At 45.2% G+C, this 19710-nt stretch carries 5 protein-coding genes; all 5 read right to left on the bottom strand.

All coding sequences use genetic code 11. The annotated features are described in order from the left end of the window. Window positions 1-17 precede the first annotated feature (17 nt). Window positions 18-9335 (bottom strand): neuraminidase-like domain-containing protein, encoded by a 9318-nt coding sequence (locus tag GGD38_RS03215; RefSeq protein ID WP_375299469.1) that lies wholly within the window; start codon window positions 9333-9335, stop codon window positions 18-20. 92 nt (window positions 9336-9427) lie between these two features. After that, window positions 9428-17302, bottom strand: coding sequence for a SpvB/TcaC N-terminal domain-containing protein (locus tag GGD38_RS03220; RefSeq protein ID WP_375299468.1), 7875 nt, complete (start codon window positions 17300-17302; stop codon window positions 9428-9430). Between the two features lie 293 nt (window positions 17303-17595). After that, complete coding sequence (locus tag GGD38_RS03225) at window positions 17596-18030, bottom strand: GNAT family N-acetyltransferase (protein WP_375299467.1); 435 nt, start codon at window positions 18028-18030, stop codon at window positions 17596-17598. Between the two features lie 9 nt (window positions 18031-18039). Then, window positions 18040-18309: a SemiSWEET family sugar transporter gene (locus GGD38_RS03230; protein ID WP_375299466.1), complete on the bottom strand. Its 270-nt coding sequence runs from the start codon at window positions 18307-18309 to the stop codon at window positions 18040-18042. A gap of 85 nt (window positions 18310-18394) precedes the next feature. Further along, window positions 18395-19708 (bottom strand): RagB/SusD family nutrient uptake outer membrane protein, encoded by a 1314-nt coding sequence (locus GGD38_RS03235; protein WP_375299465.1) that lies wholly within the window; start codon window positions 19706-19708, stop codon window positions 18395-18397. Window positions 19709-19710 lie beyond the last annotated feature (2 nt).

Raw genomic sequence — 19710 nt, forward strand, 5'->3', positions numbered from 1 at the left:
CTTTTTTATTCTATGTTTTAAAAAACATAATTAACCACCATCATCAACTCTTCCAGGTCTGCCAGCCCGGCATCTACTTTTAATGGAAATGCAGTATCGAGCACAATCCCGCTTACAACGCCTTTGCACAGGTGCCAATCCGTTATTTGTGCAAGCGGTTTATCTGCATTATTGATCTTTATAGTAAATGGATCAGGATCACCCTTTACTTTCGCAATAAATACTACATGGTCTATAGCAGCCGTATTTATAGTTTGCACCATATAAGGTAATGCCGACTTAGCGATGGTTACATCTACCTGCCCGTTTTGTTTTAGCAAATGCCATTCATTGGGCATTTCGTATTTCATATTTACCGCTACATGTAACCCGGTTTCACTCAGGGCCTGTTTAATTTCTGAAAGCCTTGTACTTAGAGTCGATGTAGCTTCAGCGCCTACTGCGGCCCCACCTTCGCGTGCTGTGTATTTTACATGTAAGATCACATCTGCAATGGTATTATAATCAAACTGCCGTAATTCGGCAGGCAGCTCAAGCCGCCAGCTGCTGATGGCGCCCGTACCTTCAAATGGCAGGTATCGCTCATCCCTGAAATTCAATTCAAAAATACCACTGTCGTTTTGTGCATTGCTGGTGGCAATTGATTGTATGGCGCCCACATTATAAACAAAACGTTCATCATTGCCCGTATCTTCGGCATACCCGGTACCTGCTACATTGTTGAGACTTGCAATTTTTCGGTATTTGTTCTTTATCAATGATAATTTGGAACTTACCGACGTGTATGGCCCGGCAATACATGGCAAACTGATGCTTACCGATTTTATTCTTCTGAAATATTGTCCCGGATGGTCCATATCATATAACGCTTCGGGTATTTCGAAATCGCAAACCCCGGTTGCCCGCAGTTTTACCAGCGCCAGCGGGTCGAGCAATGCCAGCGATACATGTTTGGTTACTTCGTATTCCCGTTTGTTCTTGTCGAGGTAAGAAGTTTCCATTCTCTTGATGTCATGTATCAGGTTATCTGCCGCCTGCAATCCTTTTTTCATGCTGTCCCAATAACCATATGCAATAAACGTATCGGTATTCCCTAATTCAAAGCGATAGCTCCGTTCGGCTTTTTTCGCAACATCATGGGCCAGCTGGTACGATTTAAAGTATACCCCGCTGATCTGTGCAAGCATCCAGTCGTACAATTCTTTATTGGTGAATTTCGACCGCATGAAGTCATCCGTTTTCTTTGCATTATCTATCTGCAATTCATGGTTCTTCAGGTCTGTTTCCGCTATGCTCTTCCTTATTTGTGCAGCGGCTATTTGTTTGTCTATAGAGTCCAGTTCTTTGCTGGCCAGCCTTTCCTGCAATTTCCAGTCCTCGAACCGGCGTTCATAACCACCCAGCGTACCTGCACGGCCTGCTTCATAAGAAGCAATAGAGCCCAGTAAGCTTAAAATATCCGCAGCTATGTTGGTAGCGCCCGATATGGCCGAACCACCCAGCTGCATTACCACGGTTGGCGAACCGCCAAAACCCTCGGCGCCCACATGAAATTCAGGTATCAGCCGCAAAGCGCCGGCAATGGTCCTTACTACCTGGGCACTCACCTGGTAATCGTTCGATTCTTTTAATTTATCGAGGTTCAATTGTTCAAAACTGCTGATCTTTTGAACAGATTTATAAAACTTTTGTCTTTCCTGCGTTACCTTTTTAGTGCGTTGAAGCACCTCTATCTGTTCTTTCGATTCACTGATCTGCAGTTTCTTTATATCCTTTACCGCATTCAGCACTTTCAACTCCAGCTCACTTCGTAACAGGGCAATGCTTTCCGCATCTTTCTTTTCGAGGGCCTGTAACAGTGAGCTGCCCAGCGTTCTCACTTCCATCGCCAGCTCGGTGGCTTTTTGAGAAATGACATTGAAGCGATAGAACGGCACCGGCGCATTCATTCCGCCAAGAATAGCCGAAATATCTAAACCACTTGCAGCCGCTTTTACCAGCATACCAGGATCGATTGGCGGCGCAAATAATGCCAGGCTGCGTTCTATGCCATCGATATTCTGGCAATGCCTTATTTTATACAACCTGTCTGCTACCCTATCCCAGATCTCGATCATTTTTTCATTCTGCGGAATACCGAAATACAGCATGGAAAGTGTAACCGATGGTGAAGGCAATTCAGCGCCACCTTCAGGCAGCACAGATACATCGGGCAAAAAGTTCTCCAACTCCAGCAGGGCATTGCCGAAATGATCGAGTTTTGCTTCTATCTGGTTGTAAGTTTCATAAGGCGCTTTTACCACGGCAGGCACCACGCGTGGTTTGGGTCCCAACAGTTTATCGGCCAGTACATACATCTGCGTAGCCTGGGCAACTGTTTCCATGGTGTCCTGTCTGAATAAATAATCGCCCCATTCCATCAGGTTATCGATGTACTTCATCAATAATGCTTTCTGGTAGGCAACCGGCCGCCGCCTGGCCACCACATCCGGACGGAAAGGTTTGTTGCGCCACTGATCGATGGCAAATTCCAGGTCTTTAAGGTCCGGCGTGTTTTTATCGGCCACAGATAACATTAAGGAATCTATCCGCTGTGCGATATAATCGGCTTCCTGGTTCAAATAAAACGGCTTGGTGACCCAATACTTTTGCACTCCGGTGCCGGAAAGCGCGCCGGTTGGGTTGAACATATAATGGTACCAGGTCAATGCTTCTTCGAAGCGTTGGTTCCTTGTTAAGTTACCGGCTATGTGTAACGGCGCCCGGAAGAATATATCCCAGTTATATAAACTGTAGCTTCCATCGCTGCTGAAGTCAATGTCTTCTATGGGGAAACTGTATTCGGTTGTTCCGTCCTTTTGTTTATAACCCGCTTTTACCACGGCCAGCTCATTCGGCTGATAATGCGTTTTAAAGTTAAACGCTTTGTTGAACATCAGCTGTGTATCGCGTTTCATCAACCCCGGCACTCCATCTTTATATAAGATGGTTTTGATGGCGCATACCAGCGGATGGTACATATTCTTAAATTGCTCTCCATATGCCAATCCGTTCTTAGCCAGTAATTTTTCCAGGTCTTTATCAAATTCATCATCGCCAGTTTTACCGATCAGTTTCTCAAGCCATGGATGCAACGCTTTGTAATGGGTGAGTTCCTGAACGATGGCCTGAAAATCGGCATCGCTAACAATGATCTTGATGGCTTCCTGCATATCGGCAGGTGGTTTTTCAGTAAACTGCTGCATCATCTTTTTAAACCAGTTTACAATATCATCCATCAGCTGAAATACATCACCGGCCGTTCTCGTTTGCGAATCATTGAGGCCTGTAACCACATCCTGTCCGTTCCGGTGTATTTCTTCTTTATAGAACCCGGGAATGATGACATAAGAATGCCAGCTGTCTTCCATAAAGTAAGGCAACAGGGTGCCCAGCGGAATTTTCCACATGCGGTCGTTATAGTGATTGGCCGATGTTTTGGTTTGCGCGTTCATCAGGATCTGGAAAAGCTGGAATAACATGCTTACCAGATCGAGCGCGGTCATCTGGTGCGGATAACTGATCCTGAACCGCCCGGGCATGAAAGTGTTCTTTCCGGGTGTAGCGTTTAACAGTTGCAGATAGGTGAATGGATGCGCGCCGTTCTTTACCGACAGATCATCGGGCGCTGTCCACACATTTTCTTCGTTATACCGCTGGGTAGTAAGCAGGGTGTCTTTAAAGTCGGGTAAGAAGTCGGGCAGGTATTCGTTCCCTTCAAACACTTTTTCCGGATAGCCCTTGCAGCCGGCTATATCAAATACGCCGTTCTTAACATAGTAGCCATCCACATCGCTGAAAATATAGATCTGATCAACCTTATCAACGTATATGAGGTTATAGATCTCTTTTTTCAGCAAACTGTAATCGGCCGTATAGGTACCCGGTGTGGCTATGCTATCGCGCGATACCCGCTTCGGTTGCCATTTTTTATTGCTGTATTCACTTATGGCAAGCTGAATGATCAATTTCTTTTCCGGCTTGTCGGGATCTACTTCAGTGCCCTGGTCGGCGGCAGAAGGCACTTTTGATTTTTGATCGGGTTTGGCTTCTTCACTAAATACCAGCCAGGCCAGGTGCAGACGGTTATTTCTTATAAAGGCCAGCACCTGGTCGCCCTGAATATCGAGCTCTACTTTTTCCCAGGCGGTCCATTCTTTTTCCTTTTCAAATTTCCGGTAATAGTAAATAGCAGGATCGCCGCCCTTGGTGCGGGCAAATACATGCATGGTGCGCGAAGGCACGTCGTACCAGGTGGCTTTCACTTCGAGGAACGCGATATTATCCAGTTTCTCCAGGTAATTCCTGAGTGCCCCTTCCGCCGTATCGTTAGTGAGCTCATTTTGCTGCAGTTCATTGATGAGGTCACTCAGCAGGAATGATTTATCATCGGCCAACGTTACATCGTACCAGTTTTCGGGATACAGGAATATTTTGCGGTTCGCTTCCCATACCCGGTAGTTCTTCATCCACTTCCATTGATTCCACGATGGGTCTTTATCAATATCAGCAATGGCGTCCGGCTCCAATCCCATCAGGCACCGCTGTACGAAAAGCTGCACGCTGTTATGCGCCAGCACGATGCGCGATGATGGCATGCAGGAACCCATTTCCACATCAACCAGGAAATATTCATACAGGTCGTTCTCGTCTTTTATATCGGCATTGGTGGCCAGCAAATACGTAACCAGGGCATTTCTTTTTTGCGGCCTTATTCTATCCATGATCTCTTTCAGCGTATCGAGCCAGGTGGTTTCATCGTACCGTGTTTTCAAATTGGTGCGAAGAATTGCCACATCAGCTGCGTTCAACACCGGCTTTATATAATTGGTGATCTGTGAAACGGTGGCGCTTAATTTCCGCATCTTATCAGCGCAATCAAGCAAACGCGTGAGGTTTGGTTCACTGGTATAATTGAGCTTATCGAACGTGGTAAAGAAGTAACCGTCAATGGCTTTCAGGTCTTCTTTCTCATAACCTGTAAGTAATGCAAGCGCCTGCATAAAGGCATCCTGCATAACGGCCGTTTGCGTAAGCTCCATAACGCTGAAGAACGTTACCGGGCGTTCGGGATCGGCGGGATTGATGGCCTCGGGCAATGACTGCATTAGATCCACTATGGCCGAGAACTGCTGGTATAACGTATAGGCAACCGGTGTTTGCGCTGCGGCAAATGGAATGGCATCTAACTGGAACCAGTTATAGGTTTTATTGTTTCTGAGAAACCATTCCGTTTGTTCATTGCTGATCTGGAAAGCCGATACCAGCTGGAACAACTTATGCAGCAAACGCAACGCTGCATATTGGTTGGCAAACGTACCTTCGGTTACAGCAGGTAAAACCGGCAGCGGGTGCGCAATGGTAATGGCGGCGGTATCAATTAAAGTATCCGTCAGCAACAGGTCCTGCAACACATCGGTGCCCGGCGCTACTTGTTTTAGTTTTGCATTTTTCAATACAATATCCGCAAGGGCCGTATTGGCTTTAAATGCAGCCGCAATAGCGGTTGTACATATAACCGGTTTTTCGGTTTTAAACTGGTAAGCAGACAGTGCATCGAGCCAGGCTTTGATAAAGTCTTTTTGTTTCGCTTCAAGATTCGGGGCCACTGCTGTTGCCAGTGCATTTAAGGAATTTTTTATCAGTGTTACATCAAAAAGCGCAGCTATCTTTTTATCATCAATAAAGGTGCTGGCATGCACATCAGTTGTTCCATTATGGGCAATGAACTTGTCATCTATCCAGGTGAATTTCCAGTTCCTGTCAACAAAATTCAGGATGATGTTTACGTCGGTTTCGGTGAGGATGCTTAACCGCGACAGTTGGGCCCGCAATGCTTCTTTTTGCGCTTCCGCAGTGAGATCATTATTGTATAACGACCTGTTATCGTTAAACGATTTCTGATAGGCCGACTGTAGCGACTCCAGCAGGGATTTGATCTTTTCTGGTTTCATTTCCCTTTCGGTTAAATTAACAGCCTCATGCCGCAGCATAAACCGCATGTCGGCCGGCTGTAAATTCAGCTTGCCCGCCTTTTCAACTGCGTCAATGAAATTAACGGTATCCAGGGGCGAGTTCAATACATTAATACCTGTTAGACCGGTAAGTATAAAATAATCCTCCGTTTTTAATTTCAGCTTCTTTATCAACCGGGCCAGCGCATACAGGCTGCTGAGATTTTGAAAGCTGATATCGCCATTGGGCAGCGCAGGAAGCAGTTTATCGAAATCAGTTTCTTTGATGCCGATGCAGGTACTTACGGCCGCTTTCACTTCCGTTAACTGTTTTTTAGTTACAGCTGCTTCATTGGCCGTTACATTTTCTGCCAACAACGCCGGTTCTGTAGCGCCGTTCCTGGCTTTATTCTGAAAGATGCCATCATACAGCGTGGTTTTCTTAAAGGGTAATAGCGTATGAGGAATGGCGCCGTAACAACAGATCAGTTCTTCTATCTTCAGTCCTGTTTTTGCTATTATTTTTTTCAACGCCGCAATCACCTTTATACAATCGTCATTCAAATTTTCCTTACCCAGTTTAGGTTGACTGATGACCTCATCCAATACATCGAGCCCCCACCCTGTTTTTTTCTTCAGCCGCAGGAAGCGATGCATGCGGTCGAACACATCCAGGTCGACGTTCTTTATTTCTTTGGTGGCCGTATCACAGGAAAGATCGGTATTATAAATAAACAGGTCTTTATTCTTTTTGATAAAGCGCAACTTTATTAACAGCGCGGTATCTTTAAACGAAAGACCGGTTTTATCGAGAAAATGGTCCACTTGTTTTAAATAACTAACTACATCACCGGGTGCAGGCACATTCCAGAATGCCTGTTGGGCAGCGTTATCATTTACAAGCGGCGTGTTAACGATAAGTTGTTTTTCGCCATCGGTAATACCGGCATATTCGGCGGCAATGGCTTCTTCTGTTGGGCCAGCAGCCAGCTGAAATGCTTTCATCAATTCGGCGCGGCTGATCCCAAACCGGTCGAAGTAGGCCTTTGCTTCTGTATGCGGCAGATCGAAAGGCAGTGTAAAGGCATAGTTTTTAGTGCGAAGCTTGTTGTATGCCTCTGCATTTACATATTCAGGAGCAGCATCCAGTTCTTCGGCAGAAGACATGGTTTGGCGTAACCGGTATACTTTATAGTTGTTGCCACCGGTGTTTACAATTTTACAAACCAGCTTTTCATCGCGCAAATAATGCGGCAGCGTTAGCGCCGAACCCAAACTCACTTCCGTTTCATGCACCAATGCTTTTGCTGTTACAGGCAATTTAGCCGCGGTTAAAGCGCTTAATAAACCAGCGGAGATCTTTCCATCCGACGGATCGGCGCCATCGGTAAGGTTGCCGGTATAATCGATGCCCGGGTCTGGTGCAATGGCTTCTTCCAGGATCTCACATACCAGGTCTACATACTTTACCGGTGTATTGGCATTTTCGCAACCCAGGTCAATGTCGCCCAAATCGGGTCTGCGGTTAAATAATACCGATTTCGCATTGCCGGTTGTTACGGCCCGCTTGTCGAGGAACTGTAAGATCTCGACCAGGTAGGCGGCGGGGCTGTATACCGAACGGCAATGCTCTACCTCGCATGAATCCACGAGTTTGAAAAGCGTTTTCAGATTGGGAAAATCTTTACTTACTGCTTCTATCTTTTGTGCGAGCGCAGCGGTTTCGAAAGAATCGATCTTCAGTACGCTCATGGCATCGGTAAGATCACCGATCAGCATCATGGCCGCGGTTTGCCGGGTAGCTGCTTTTTGATACACTTGTTTTGCTTCGGCTTCAGACAACCCGGCTTTGGGAGCCACTTCATTTATAAAATGTTTTTCGCCAACGGAAGCGATCTGGAAAGCAGAGCTCATGTTCTCTTTGCGCAGGCCCATTGTTTTGCCATAGTGCGGTATGAGTTTAAACACCCGCTGTACCGATTTCAATTCATTGCTTATTACAGCAGCCTTTTTTGCCCCATCTTTCTCTTTCAAAAAAAGATCAATATTACTTTTTACCAGGTCAAAATCTTCATGTTGATTTAAAAAGCCAACGATCTCATTTTGGTTTTCCAGAACGGTTTCGGTAGAACGTTCCAACTGGGCGGTAAAGGCAGCAGTAGGAAATGCACTTTCGAACCTCCGTACAATAGCAGAAGCATAGGTGCTTACCAACGGGTTGTCTTTCAATGCCGGGTTGGTTTTATTGATCTCTTCTACCCAACGCGCTTTATTGAAACGGGCCAGCCTGCTGATGTCCTTTTCCCTTTTTATGTTATTATCTTTAATAATAGCGGGCACCGCTTTCTTTATATCATCAAACAATTTATTATAATCATCGCCCTTTATATTGTCGGTTTTACCATTGACAAAAAAAGCGGGATCGGTAATTTTCTCAAAAAAAACATTCAGGGTGTTGATGTTCTCTTTAAAAAGCTGGTTTACTTCCGCCATCTTTTTGGGATTGAGCATACCGGTTACCAGGGCTGCCACTTTTTGCGGATGTTCCTGTTGGTAATAAGCTTCGGCTTCTTTCCTGTACCGCGCAAGTATTTCAATATTCCTTGGCAGGTTTTTGAGGACTTCTGTGTTAACGATCATTTCTTTGACCGCCTGTTTAATATCCTCTTCAATTTTATTTTTATCCAACAGCGATGCATCCAGCAGCAGCAGGCGATCGTCGTCATCGATGCCTATGCGCAAACGGGCGTTCCCGTTTTTTACAAGATCATTATTGAGCAGGGTGTTCTTACGGAACAAGGCATAAAAGAACGAAGCATCGGCTTCCGATAATTTATGCAACCGATGGGCTACCGCCAGGTACTCGATCCTTTCGGCCGGCACTTCCAGTTCATTTGATAAAAAAGTAACGTCGCGGTTCTCTTTGTTTTCCTGCAGTTCTTCAACCGGAACTTTTTCGGCCAGGTATTGCACCTCTTTAAGCAGGCTGTCGAATTCAATTCTTTCTTTTGGCAGCGGTTGTGCAATAGTGATATTGATCTCTTCGCGTTCGCGGGCATTGAACCGTACCTCATCCATGGAGGACTTATACAACTCCGTACCTGCTGTTGCGCTCAGTACCCTGATGGCGATATCGGCAGTCTTTACTTCGGGCCCGCTGAGCTGCTCGGGTGTCCACGCCATTTCATACCTGCCATCGGCGTTGGTAATTGTTTCGGCCAACTGTTGCCAGTTGCGCATATCCACATCATGAAGCTGCACTTTGAGCCCGGCCAACGGCCGTTTATTTCCATCGGTGATGGTGCCGCGCACTATGTTGATCTTATTTGCAGTGATTGCCATATTTTACAGTTTTCTGAAAAGAGATTTCTTTCAGTTGGTTATTGATTCGTGTTTATAAGAATTAAAAAGTGTTTTGTTATTATTTTTTCAGCTTAATTGGAAACCCATCCATGAACTGATGCCCATGCTTCCATTATAGCATCCTGTGAGTAGGGTCCCCGAACAGCTGCTGAAAATGCATCATAGGAAGCAAAATTCGCTGCGTTGGGCATTCCTGAAGAGGCAGAACTGTCACCGCTGCTTATCGCAGAAACGGTTGTTGCTGCTGCATCTGCTCCATGAGCAACGGTACTGATCATGGCTGAAGAATTAGAAACCAACGGCGATGTTAGAATGGTTGTTAACGGTGCTTCTGATCTGAGAGCTGCACTGAGGAATAAAGTACTTGGCGTTGTACCGGAAGCAGCCACACCACCGCTTTGCAAAAGTGTAGACCCATACGACGCGCAGTCATTGGTAAATAATGCATAATTGCCGGCGCTTCCTACTGTAACTCCTGCCTCACCTAATTTAGAGGCTTCAGCTGCAGTAAGTACAACGCCGCTGGAGGTGGTAACGGTTGCCGCGCCTTCAGTAACCAACGGTACAGCTTCAGGAGCGGCCGCTCTCATTGCCGTAAGGGCTGCATTTGCTTCTTCTGCAGTAACCGGAACGGTTGCCATTGATGCAAATTTTGGTGCAAGATTTTCACCGGTTGAGATCAGTGCATTACCGCTCTCCACCAGCGTTCCTCCCGACATCGTTGCACGGCCGGTAGCAGGTACCGTTAAATGCGACCAAACCGTTGCCGAACCATCGCCCAGGGTAACTCCAACCCGTGTATGGCCAATCGCATATCCCATTGGGTTGGTAAGTCCGGCTGCTGAAGGGGCACCGGCTGCATGGGAAACAGTAATAGAGGGTTCTGAGAGGCGAATACCTTCTGCAGCCAGACCTGGCGCTTTGGTAGCGGCACTTGCCCCGAGCGTACCTACAATACCAATACCTGCGTCTGCTAAATTTGCCTGTGTTCTGGTTAAACCTGCTTCCTGTAGACCTTGTGAAGTAAGCGTATCAATATCACGGCCCGAGATCAACATGGCAAGCCCGGTGCCGGCAGTATCGGCACCATGCCCAACAACAACAGCCCCACCAGCTATTCCCGCCAGGCCAATACCAAACTCAGATGTAGCAACACCAGCTGAAAATAAACCTGCACCTGCAACCATTTCAAACCCGCCGCCTACCATTCTTAACCCACCCACAAACCTGTTCCAGTTAGAAGGTTCACTGCTTTGCATACCATTTTTATCTACTTTATTTAATGGCGCATTCCTACTGTAACAATAAACATTCACGCCATCGATCATACCGCCGGGATCTGCATTTAACCACCTGCCTAACCATGGTTCATAGTATCTTGCACCGTGATATTCCAGCCCTGTTTCTTCATCTCTTTCCATACCTGTATACCGGTATCGTTTGGCTGCAGCTTTTATTGTTTTACTTTTTGCTTCAAATGCGGTGGTACCAAATGGATGAAACTCTTCGTAATTGATTATTTCAGCAGTCTCATTGAGCTCCATTGCTACAGAGCCCAAATAATTGGTCAGCGAATACCGGATCAGTTTTTTTTCAGTTCCATCATCAACATTATTTCGCGTTTCAACTGTTACAAAACGCTGACCTCCGTCCAATAAACTAAGACTTACGCGCTGTAAACCACTGTGCGTTCCGCTGTGTTTTTTATATAATTCGTAACCCGCGATATAGATCCTTTCTTCCTTTTTTGAAGGAGAAACGCCTGGCGCTGCCTGGTTCTCTGTAATTTTTCTGATGCGCCGTCCGCTTCCATCATACTGGTAGTATGTTATTTCAGGGGTGCCGCCATCATTTCTTTTCTGACTGATCGTTCTTACTAATTCCTCTTTAAAGTTCCAGCCCAATTCTTCGAGATGTGGCATTGCCGTGGTAAAACCATGCTGCGGGTGATAATCATAGTTGTATGTATTTGTTCCAACCTGTGTACTTAGCAGCCGGTTATTGTTCAGGTTATAATTATAATTTCTTATCCAATTATTACCAATTGACGTGTGCTCCATTTTAACAATATTGCCTACCTCATCATACTGGTATTTTTGCATATAGTTCCGCATTGCAACAGGATCTCCTGCGTTGAAATCCTGCATAAAATAGTTGTCGTTCCAGTTATCCTGGTTATTAAACGTAACGGCAACATTATTTTCCCGGCCGTTTGCTTCAATGAGGCGGTAAATTGCATCATATGAATATTCTGAAATGCCGGTTACTTTCTGATTATCAAAAAACGCTATCGGGATATTCTTATCTTCAATGTGAGTTATATTACCAACCGGGTCAAAGGTGTAATACCAATCCTGTAAAGGATCATTATTCATTCTTTTACTTTCGAGGCGTTTTAACCGGAATGTATCTTTATCGTAGTATAACCGGGTAGTTACATCATTGCCGTAAACAATTTTGCTGCGCTGTCCTTTTTCGTTGTAGTCGATATTCTTTATGTAGGTTACCGTTTCGGCAGGATCTATATGCTGCACGGTTTCTGCATTCAGCAAACCGGCCTCATTATACGAAGGTGTTATAATGCTGCCATCGGGGGCTATTTGTTTGGTAATTCGTCCTAAGGCATCTGTAGTAGTGGTAAAGACAAATTCATCGGCTTCAAGGTCAGTCAGCATGTTAGGGTTTGTCCAGTTGGCCACCTCCTTATACTTGTTGAACAATTTTCTTTTGGTTAAAACCGGTTTGCCTTTAAAGTCATAGCCGTCTGTCATCTCCAGTGAACCGCCGGTATCATAACGCCTGTAAACCTGTCCACGCAGATTCTTCACTTGGGGGTTAGGTTGCGCTTCACCATAAAAGATCCTGTCGAAAATATGATTGAGCGGTGTACTGCCATCGCCTCCTTTTACAATGCTTTGCAGGGGGCGATGCAGGATGTCGTATTCAAACTGAAACTCATGGTTACGATCATCCCATGTGCGTAACGAATTTCCCAATATGTTGGTAAGCAGCCAGCGCCGGCCCGTATCCATACTTTTTTGATATACTTTATTTCCAAGCATATCATACTTAAACTCCATAACTGTATTATTGCGGGCATCTGTTACTTCATGCAGATTGCCTTCAATATCCAGGTTGATACGTGTTTTATAAAACTCATCGGCCAGCGTGGTTATATTTTTATTGTGTTCAACCGAAAATACTGGTCTTCCCTGCGAGTCAAGGTGCAATTGGCCGGGTGTGCCGGCATGTAACGCTGCTTTAACTGCCGCCTGCTGTTCTTTTGTATCGGTAATAAAATCGGGCCGGGTGTTATCGGTACGCTTTTTATACCAGTCGCTTTCTTTTACCGTATCATTGGCATCCCAGCTTAGCTGTTTCCAGTTATTAAATACCACTTTTACAAAACTTCCATCCGGCATATCGGTGCGTACCAGCCGCCCGGCCGCATCATAATACATAACGGGCGTTACGCCGGTTTCAACCAACTCCTTAACATCTTCATATTGATTGCTGATGGAAAAGTAAGGCTCATATTGTTTTACGGCATTGCCTTTATTATTAACAATGGTTTTACCATTGCCTATCCAGCGCAACAGCGGCGTGGTATCAATTTCATCTATCAAAACAGTGTTGCCGGGCATTACCCTTACGCGCTTCGCAACACCGGGCTCAGCCTGCACTTTTTTCATTACCACTGCGCCCGAGCCGGATGCATATTCAAAGCTTACCTGTAGTTTAGTTTGTGGATTAAGGTTGCCCTGTTCATCCCTGTTATGCGTTTCACGTACGACAGCAGCTGTAACAACCGGTTTGCCGGTATTTTTATATACATCAAGATCGTATATAAAGCGGTTGGTAGCGTTTTGCAATAGCTGTAGCCCGGTATTCATCAATGCCACCGAATTGGTAATACCCTGCGGAGTAACCGGTGGGTTAAAGAAATTTTGTATTAAAGTGGCTTCGGCTGCTTCGGTATGTTCCTGCAGGCCGGTAAGGTCATCGGCCTGATTTCCCTTACCCAATACAGCCATTGCTTTTACCAAACCCAACTCATCCTGCAGCACTTCCGAAATATTATCATTGGCATCTTTCGTGCTCTTTGGCGCCAGCGTGCGAAAATTGAAGGCCAGCACGGTATTTTTATTGGCAAGCGCATCTTCCGTTTCTCCGATCATTAAAAAGTAAGACCCGTAATACTTTACTTTGCTTATTGCACCAAAGGGCCCGGTATAGGAAACAGGCATATAAAACCGGTTCTGCGCATCGGTAAATGTTTCCGTACCTTCTATATACTGCATGGTGCCGGAACGTACCCACCAGTTTACATCGTCGTTGTTCAGTATATCCTTACTATGGGTAAATTTTCCTTCCGTCATCAGGGCCGCATTCACCTTTGCGCCATATATATCTTGCAGCAATTCGGGCGTATACGCCAGCTGGTAATTTTCAAAACTTATGGCTTTTGATTCCAGGGCGTATAGTGGTAATGCCCCCGTAAGATCATTTTTATAATACAGGGTTTTTGCATGTTCTATTAACCGGCGTAATGCTTTGCCTGCGGCGGGCAGTTTGTTTATTTCGTGATACAAAGCGGCGTCAGACTTTACATTAAGGAGAATGTTCTCAAAGTTCTGTATATCGTAATAAGTTCCGGTTTTTGTAACGCCTTTTAATTCGAAGGTCTTTGTTTCGGCAGGCAGGCGTTGCCGGTTGCTTGTATCACTAAATACATCGCCGGTATAATTGATAAGCGTGTAACTAATTGAAGTTGTATTTTGAGCGGACTGCGTTTCGGCAGGCAGTGTAGCATCGGCAATTAGCCGTGGGTATACAACCGAAGCCGATTCAAGAATATTCCCATATTCATCGAGGCTGATATTGAGGGTATGGGCAATACGCGGGTCTTGGGTATCTCTTTCATAACTGTAGGTAATGGCTTCGCTCTCCTTTACAATAAATACCGCATACCGGTTTGTACCTTTTGGCTGCAGTAATTCAATAACACAGTTATGCGAAGCAACGTTATAGGGAGTAAGTTGTTTTTTAATGGCATCTGTTGTATTGCCAAATTTGATGGCATCGTGTGCAAAAACTTCCGACCGCAATGCCATGCTTTTGCAGGCACGCATTGCCTGCTGATATTCTTCGGCGCTCAGATGATCGAGGTACGATGCGGCGATGCCTTTGCCCGGTACAATTCTGGCATCATCCAGTTGCTTTTCATGGTGCGTTACCGGAAAGCCCTGGCGCGCCATTTCATTATACCAGTAATCATGTTCGAAATGCGCCAATATGGTATCATTGCGTAAAAACGCGCCGGTATGATACCAGTTCTTTGTAATAACCGGCTCCTGGTGTAAAGTGGCATCGGTTATATTGGTGGCGCCCGATGTTACCCAATGTTCAAATGTTTCGGCATCGGTTTGTTCTACCATGCCAAAACCCCTGAACTCTCTTTCGGCATGATCATAATAGCCATGATGGTATTTGAAAGTTGAAGTGAACTTATGACCGGTGATCTTATCTTCCATGATGCTTTTGGATACGCAATGAACAGGGAAATGCAATTTTGTTATCCACTGATTGCCGGCCAGTTTATCATCAATATAAAATTTTGTAGAGGGGGTATATTCAAGGGAAACCTCTTTACCCATATTGTTCTTATACCCAACCAGGATGTGAGGCTTTTTGCTGTTCATCAGGTCAATGTATTGTAAAGCCGCATTGGCATCTTTTGTTAGCGGGCTGCTCCATACAATACAGGCAACCCCATTGCCCAATAGATCGGTGACGGTTATTTTAGCAGCTGAGTGAATTTCAGGGAAAGCTTCAATTTCAAAAGGAGTTGCAGCAAACCGGTTACCGTTCAGGTTCATCCAGCAGCTGAAAGTATTTTTTCCCAGGTAAATGAGATCTGCCGTGCCGGAGCCATCGATATCTGTGAGCCTGATGAATGCGGGGTTAAATGCATCGGGCTGATCGAACTGCGGCGCACCATCCATGGCTACTTTTTTTCCAAACCTTCCATAACCGAGGTTGGGCCAGTAACACACTTCGCCGTTACGGATACGTACAATATCGGTGAGGCCATCGCCCGACATATCGGCCAGGAAAATAGTTTGCTTTTCATCGGCAAACACCACCTGTGCACCCGCTTCTTCATCACCCGGTTTTATTGTTTTCTTTGCTGCGGCAAAACCATCCCGTCCCGCTGATTCGTACCAGGTAAACGAATTATCTTCACTAACCAGCAACTCCGGTTTTCCATCCCCGTTCAAATCGATCATGTGGGAATAGGGGTCGTTAAAGTTGATGTTGGGCAATTGCCTGAAATGCAGAAAAGGCAGCCATTCGTTATCATCGTTTAATTCAAAAAATCCTGTTGGCGAAGTGTTATAATTCACCAACTGTTTACCACCATCGGCATCCAGATCGGCCAACTGCATTTGTGAGCCCAGTCCCTGGAATGAGGGTTTGGGCGAGACCAGTTTTGCGTTTTCAAACAACAATGCTTCCTCACCGGTGACAGCTGATTTTCTAACGCCCAGGTTATGTTTGTAAAACCACCCGCCTGCCTGTTCAGATAATATACCCGATAGCCCTTCATTAAACAGATCGGTGAACTGATAAGGCGGTTGTTCAATACCAGCCGGCGCATTGACCATTGCTTCTGTAGAAACTGTTCTTATGTTGCTGCTCCATTCGTGTTGTTGGTATTCAAATTCTACAGCAGGTAACCTTTTGGCACTGTAGGTTCCATCAGCTTTCTTTATATACCCCACACTGGTTATGGATTGAAGAAAAGTAAAGCCTTGTTCCTTTGAAGTATTATATTCAAAATTCAGTGAATTTACCAGGCCATCGTATTCACTTGCCCCAGTGAAATGGTGAAACAACAGTACCCTTTTGCAAAGACGGGTGGTCCTTATTTCAAAACCCGCTTTGTATTCAGAAAATGCATCGGGCCGGTAATCCCATTCATTCAGTGTATCGGGTGAATCGGTACTTTGTAAGGTGCCATAATCAAAAACGGTTTCAAACAAAAAATCGCCATTCGCCGGCAATACATCACCGAATTGTTTATACGGCGTTTTGTTCCCATACAATGCTTTTTCAAGATACAGGCTTGCATATGTAATGGCACCGCTTTGGAGGCGGTTCTTATTATGTATTAACGACGAATCGATACCTGCTTCATCTTCTTTCCTATATATGTATTTGCAACAGTTGCCTTTGTCGTCAAAAACAAATTCGGGTAACCACTCATATACTTTTTGTGCATTGCCCGGTTCACTCAACCTGCTATTGGCTGACCATCCAAATAAGGTGATTATATTTTCTTTGCTTATTACCCGCCATTTAATTTCGCTTCCATCTTTTGCCAACCAGCGTTCTATACGGGCAAAAGCTCCTTCTGTGCGGGGTTTGTAAAAGCGTCGTGTATACAGGTTGTCGGCTGAATCTCTTTCTTTTATCACGTACCCGTCACCGTTTTTCTTAAATGTGCCATCATCGTTCCGGTCAAACTCCGGCACCAGGTCTTCCATTTCAGAGAAAAGAAATATATCCGACTCTTCGGCATCGAAGTATTGCGGCAACTGTTTATCGGTCTTTCTTTTTATGGAAGCCAGACTGTGGTTCCAACCCAAACCAAAGATACCATTGCCGCCACCTGAATTATAACCAAGGGATAAAGAAGGCGTAACACCTCTTGCCGGAGAAACGGGTAATGGAATTGAAAAACCGGCGGTGCCATTGACTGCATTCACCGAAAATTTTTCATCGATACCTTTTAAGGCGCCGCCACCTTTTGGTAAGGAAACAGAAGGGATCTCTATAGCATTTGATTTGGTTTTACCTCCGCCGGTGCTTAACAAGGAATGCTGTGACTGCGCAGCGCCACCTGAGTGAGGCTGGTTGCCAGATTTTTTTTCAGATTGCATTGTATCTCTTTAAATAGATAAATCATTAGTGTGGTACGAACATGATGATCTTCAAAGAGATTAGATTAAAAAGCAAACTTTGGAAATCAAAATAGTTGTCGGGAGGAATAATAAATTTCTTTTCTACCTGGCATGCACAACTGTTTTCGAATTAACGCCAATCAGATAGAATAGAAAAAGACAGTGGACCAAAATTAATTCTTGCGAAGAAGCAAACAAATACCACTTTGAGGGAATTTCACGGAGGAGATGAAGGTGTGCGTAACTACAACGCACACCATTTTGTAAATTACTTAAACACCCCAATCATCGGCTGTTAATTCAAACTTTAATTCGCCATTGGGCATTTTACCGGTTTCGGTAAAACCAAAGCTGCGGTAAAATTGGGCGGCGCGGGTGTCGGCTGCTGTACTTAGCCAAATGGTTTCTCTTGTTTCGCCATAATACCAGTCGAGCAGGGTGATCAACAGCTCACGGCCAATGCCCTGCCCTTCGTATCCCGGCAACACAAACAAGGCCCAAACATTGTGTTTCTCCAGGTCGCCAATGGCAAAGCCAATCAGTTGGCCATTTTCTTCACACACCCATCCTTTGCCGCGTTGCGATAAAAAATCAACATAATCCTGTTCGGTTACCAGTGCGGGGTTTGAGAGGGCATTTTCTTTAACAGCCAGTCGTACCGTTGACATTTGCGGTATATCGGTTAAAAGGGCTTCTCTAATTTGCATAGTATGGTTTTATCTCCGTCGTTTTTTTCCGCCAGAGCTAATCTTTAAAAAAAATATTATGCCAGACAATGTGGCTGTAATTCCGTTGGCCAACATCAAAGGCGTATCGTGAATATACAACCCATATATGAACCAAAGTATGGTTCCCACAAAAAGCATTGTAAAGGTAACAAGCGACAGGTCTTTGGTTGACCTGGTTTTAATGGTTTTATATGCCTGGGGAATATAAGCGGCTGTGGTAAGCGCAGCAGCCAACATTCCGATGGTGGAAATTGTCATAGGGTGCAAAGCTACAGAACTTACAACAAAAAGCCTCCCGATACATCGGGAGGCTCCTTAAACTAAAACCATGTATTAACCGACATTAAAACTTTGGATCATCGGGCGTATTGGAGTTGTTATTACGCTCCTGATTGGGATAAGGTAAATAACTACGCTTACGCTCACTGGCCGGGCGATTAAACCGCCGGTTATCGATCAACCTAAAACCCGACAAATACATTTCTATAGCACGATGACGATAGATCTGTTCCAGTAACTGCGCCTGATTATAAGCAGTATTATCAGCCGGTAAACCCGCCCCTACACCAAAGGGATCGTTAGCGGGCTGTTTGGTTATAACTTTATTCAATTCTATTTGCGCATTCACCAGGTCGGGTGTTGTCATACGCGCATAAGCTTCCGCTTTTGTAAGTATTATTTCACCGGGCAGGTAAACTGGTATTGAGCCGGTAGTGGTTGCAAAAAAACCGCTCAGGAGATACCGTGTGCCGGTAGCACCGAGCGCAATATAGAACGGTGTGCGTTTATCAGTGAGGTCGGGCTCCAATGCTTTGGGCAGGCCCATAGTGGAATCTACAGGCTGGAAAACGTTCTTGGTTGAAGTTGCTATTTCATAGATCGGATTGAGCGATGTAGGTTCAAAATTGAAAGTTGATTTTACTGAAAGATCAACCGCATTGGCTGCTGCCAGCGCCTGTGTATAATTGCCTGTATATAACGACAAACGCGCTCTTAACGCCTGCAGCGTATTAGGAATACTTATACCGGCGGGAATAGCCGAAAGGAATGCGGAACTTATGGCATTGGCATTTATTACAGCCAGTGCATTATTTACCACATCCAGTGCTTTATTGAGTGCCAGTGTATTTGAAATGAAGGTTGAATTAAGCCCCACTCCCGCAGTATCGGGCACCTGTTCGTAAAACATGGCGAGATTGGTTAGCGCCAGCGCTTTGAAAATACTGGCATAGGCAATGAGGCCGCTGGCATAATTCCTGTCGCTTAATTCCGGCGCATACTTCAATACGTTATTTGCATCGTATATTACCTTGTTACAGTTGGTCCATAGCGACAATACAATACTATTATTAAGCGGGTTCACAAACTCGCCGCCCTGCCAAAGCTGGTATTCAGCGGTATTGCCCTGGTTGAGGTTCGTTAGCTGGTTGGTTAAAAAACCATCGGTAGTGATCATATTATACACCGAGCTGGCGCGTTGATATGTATAAACCCTTTGCAGGCCAACCACAATGCCCGTTAATCCCGCGGGCGATTTCAATACATTTTCCTGGATAGCCCGGTTCGGATCGGCATAATCTTTTTTACAGGCCACCGTCATCATCATTACAGCAGCCAGGGAAACACAGATCGTATATTTTATCGTATTTAGCTTCATAA

It is taken from the genome of Niastella sp. OAS944 (assembly GCA_024809215.1).
Classification (GTDB): Bacteria; Bacteroidota; Bacteroidia; order Chitinophagales; family Chitinophagaceae; genus Niastella.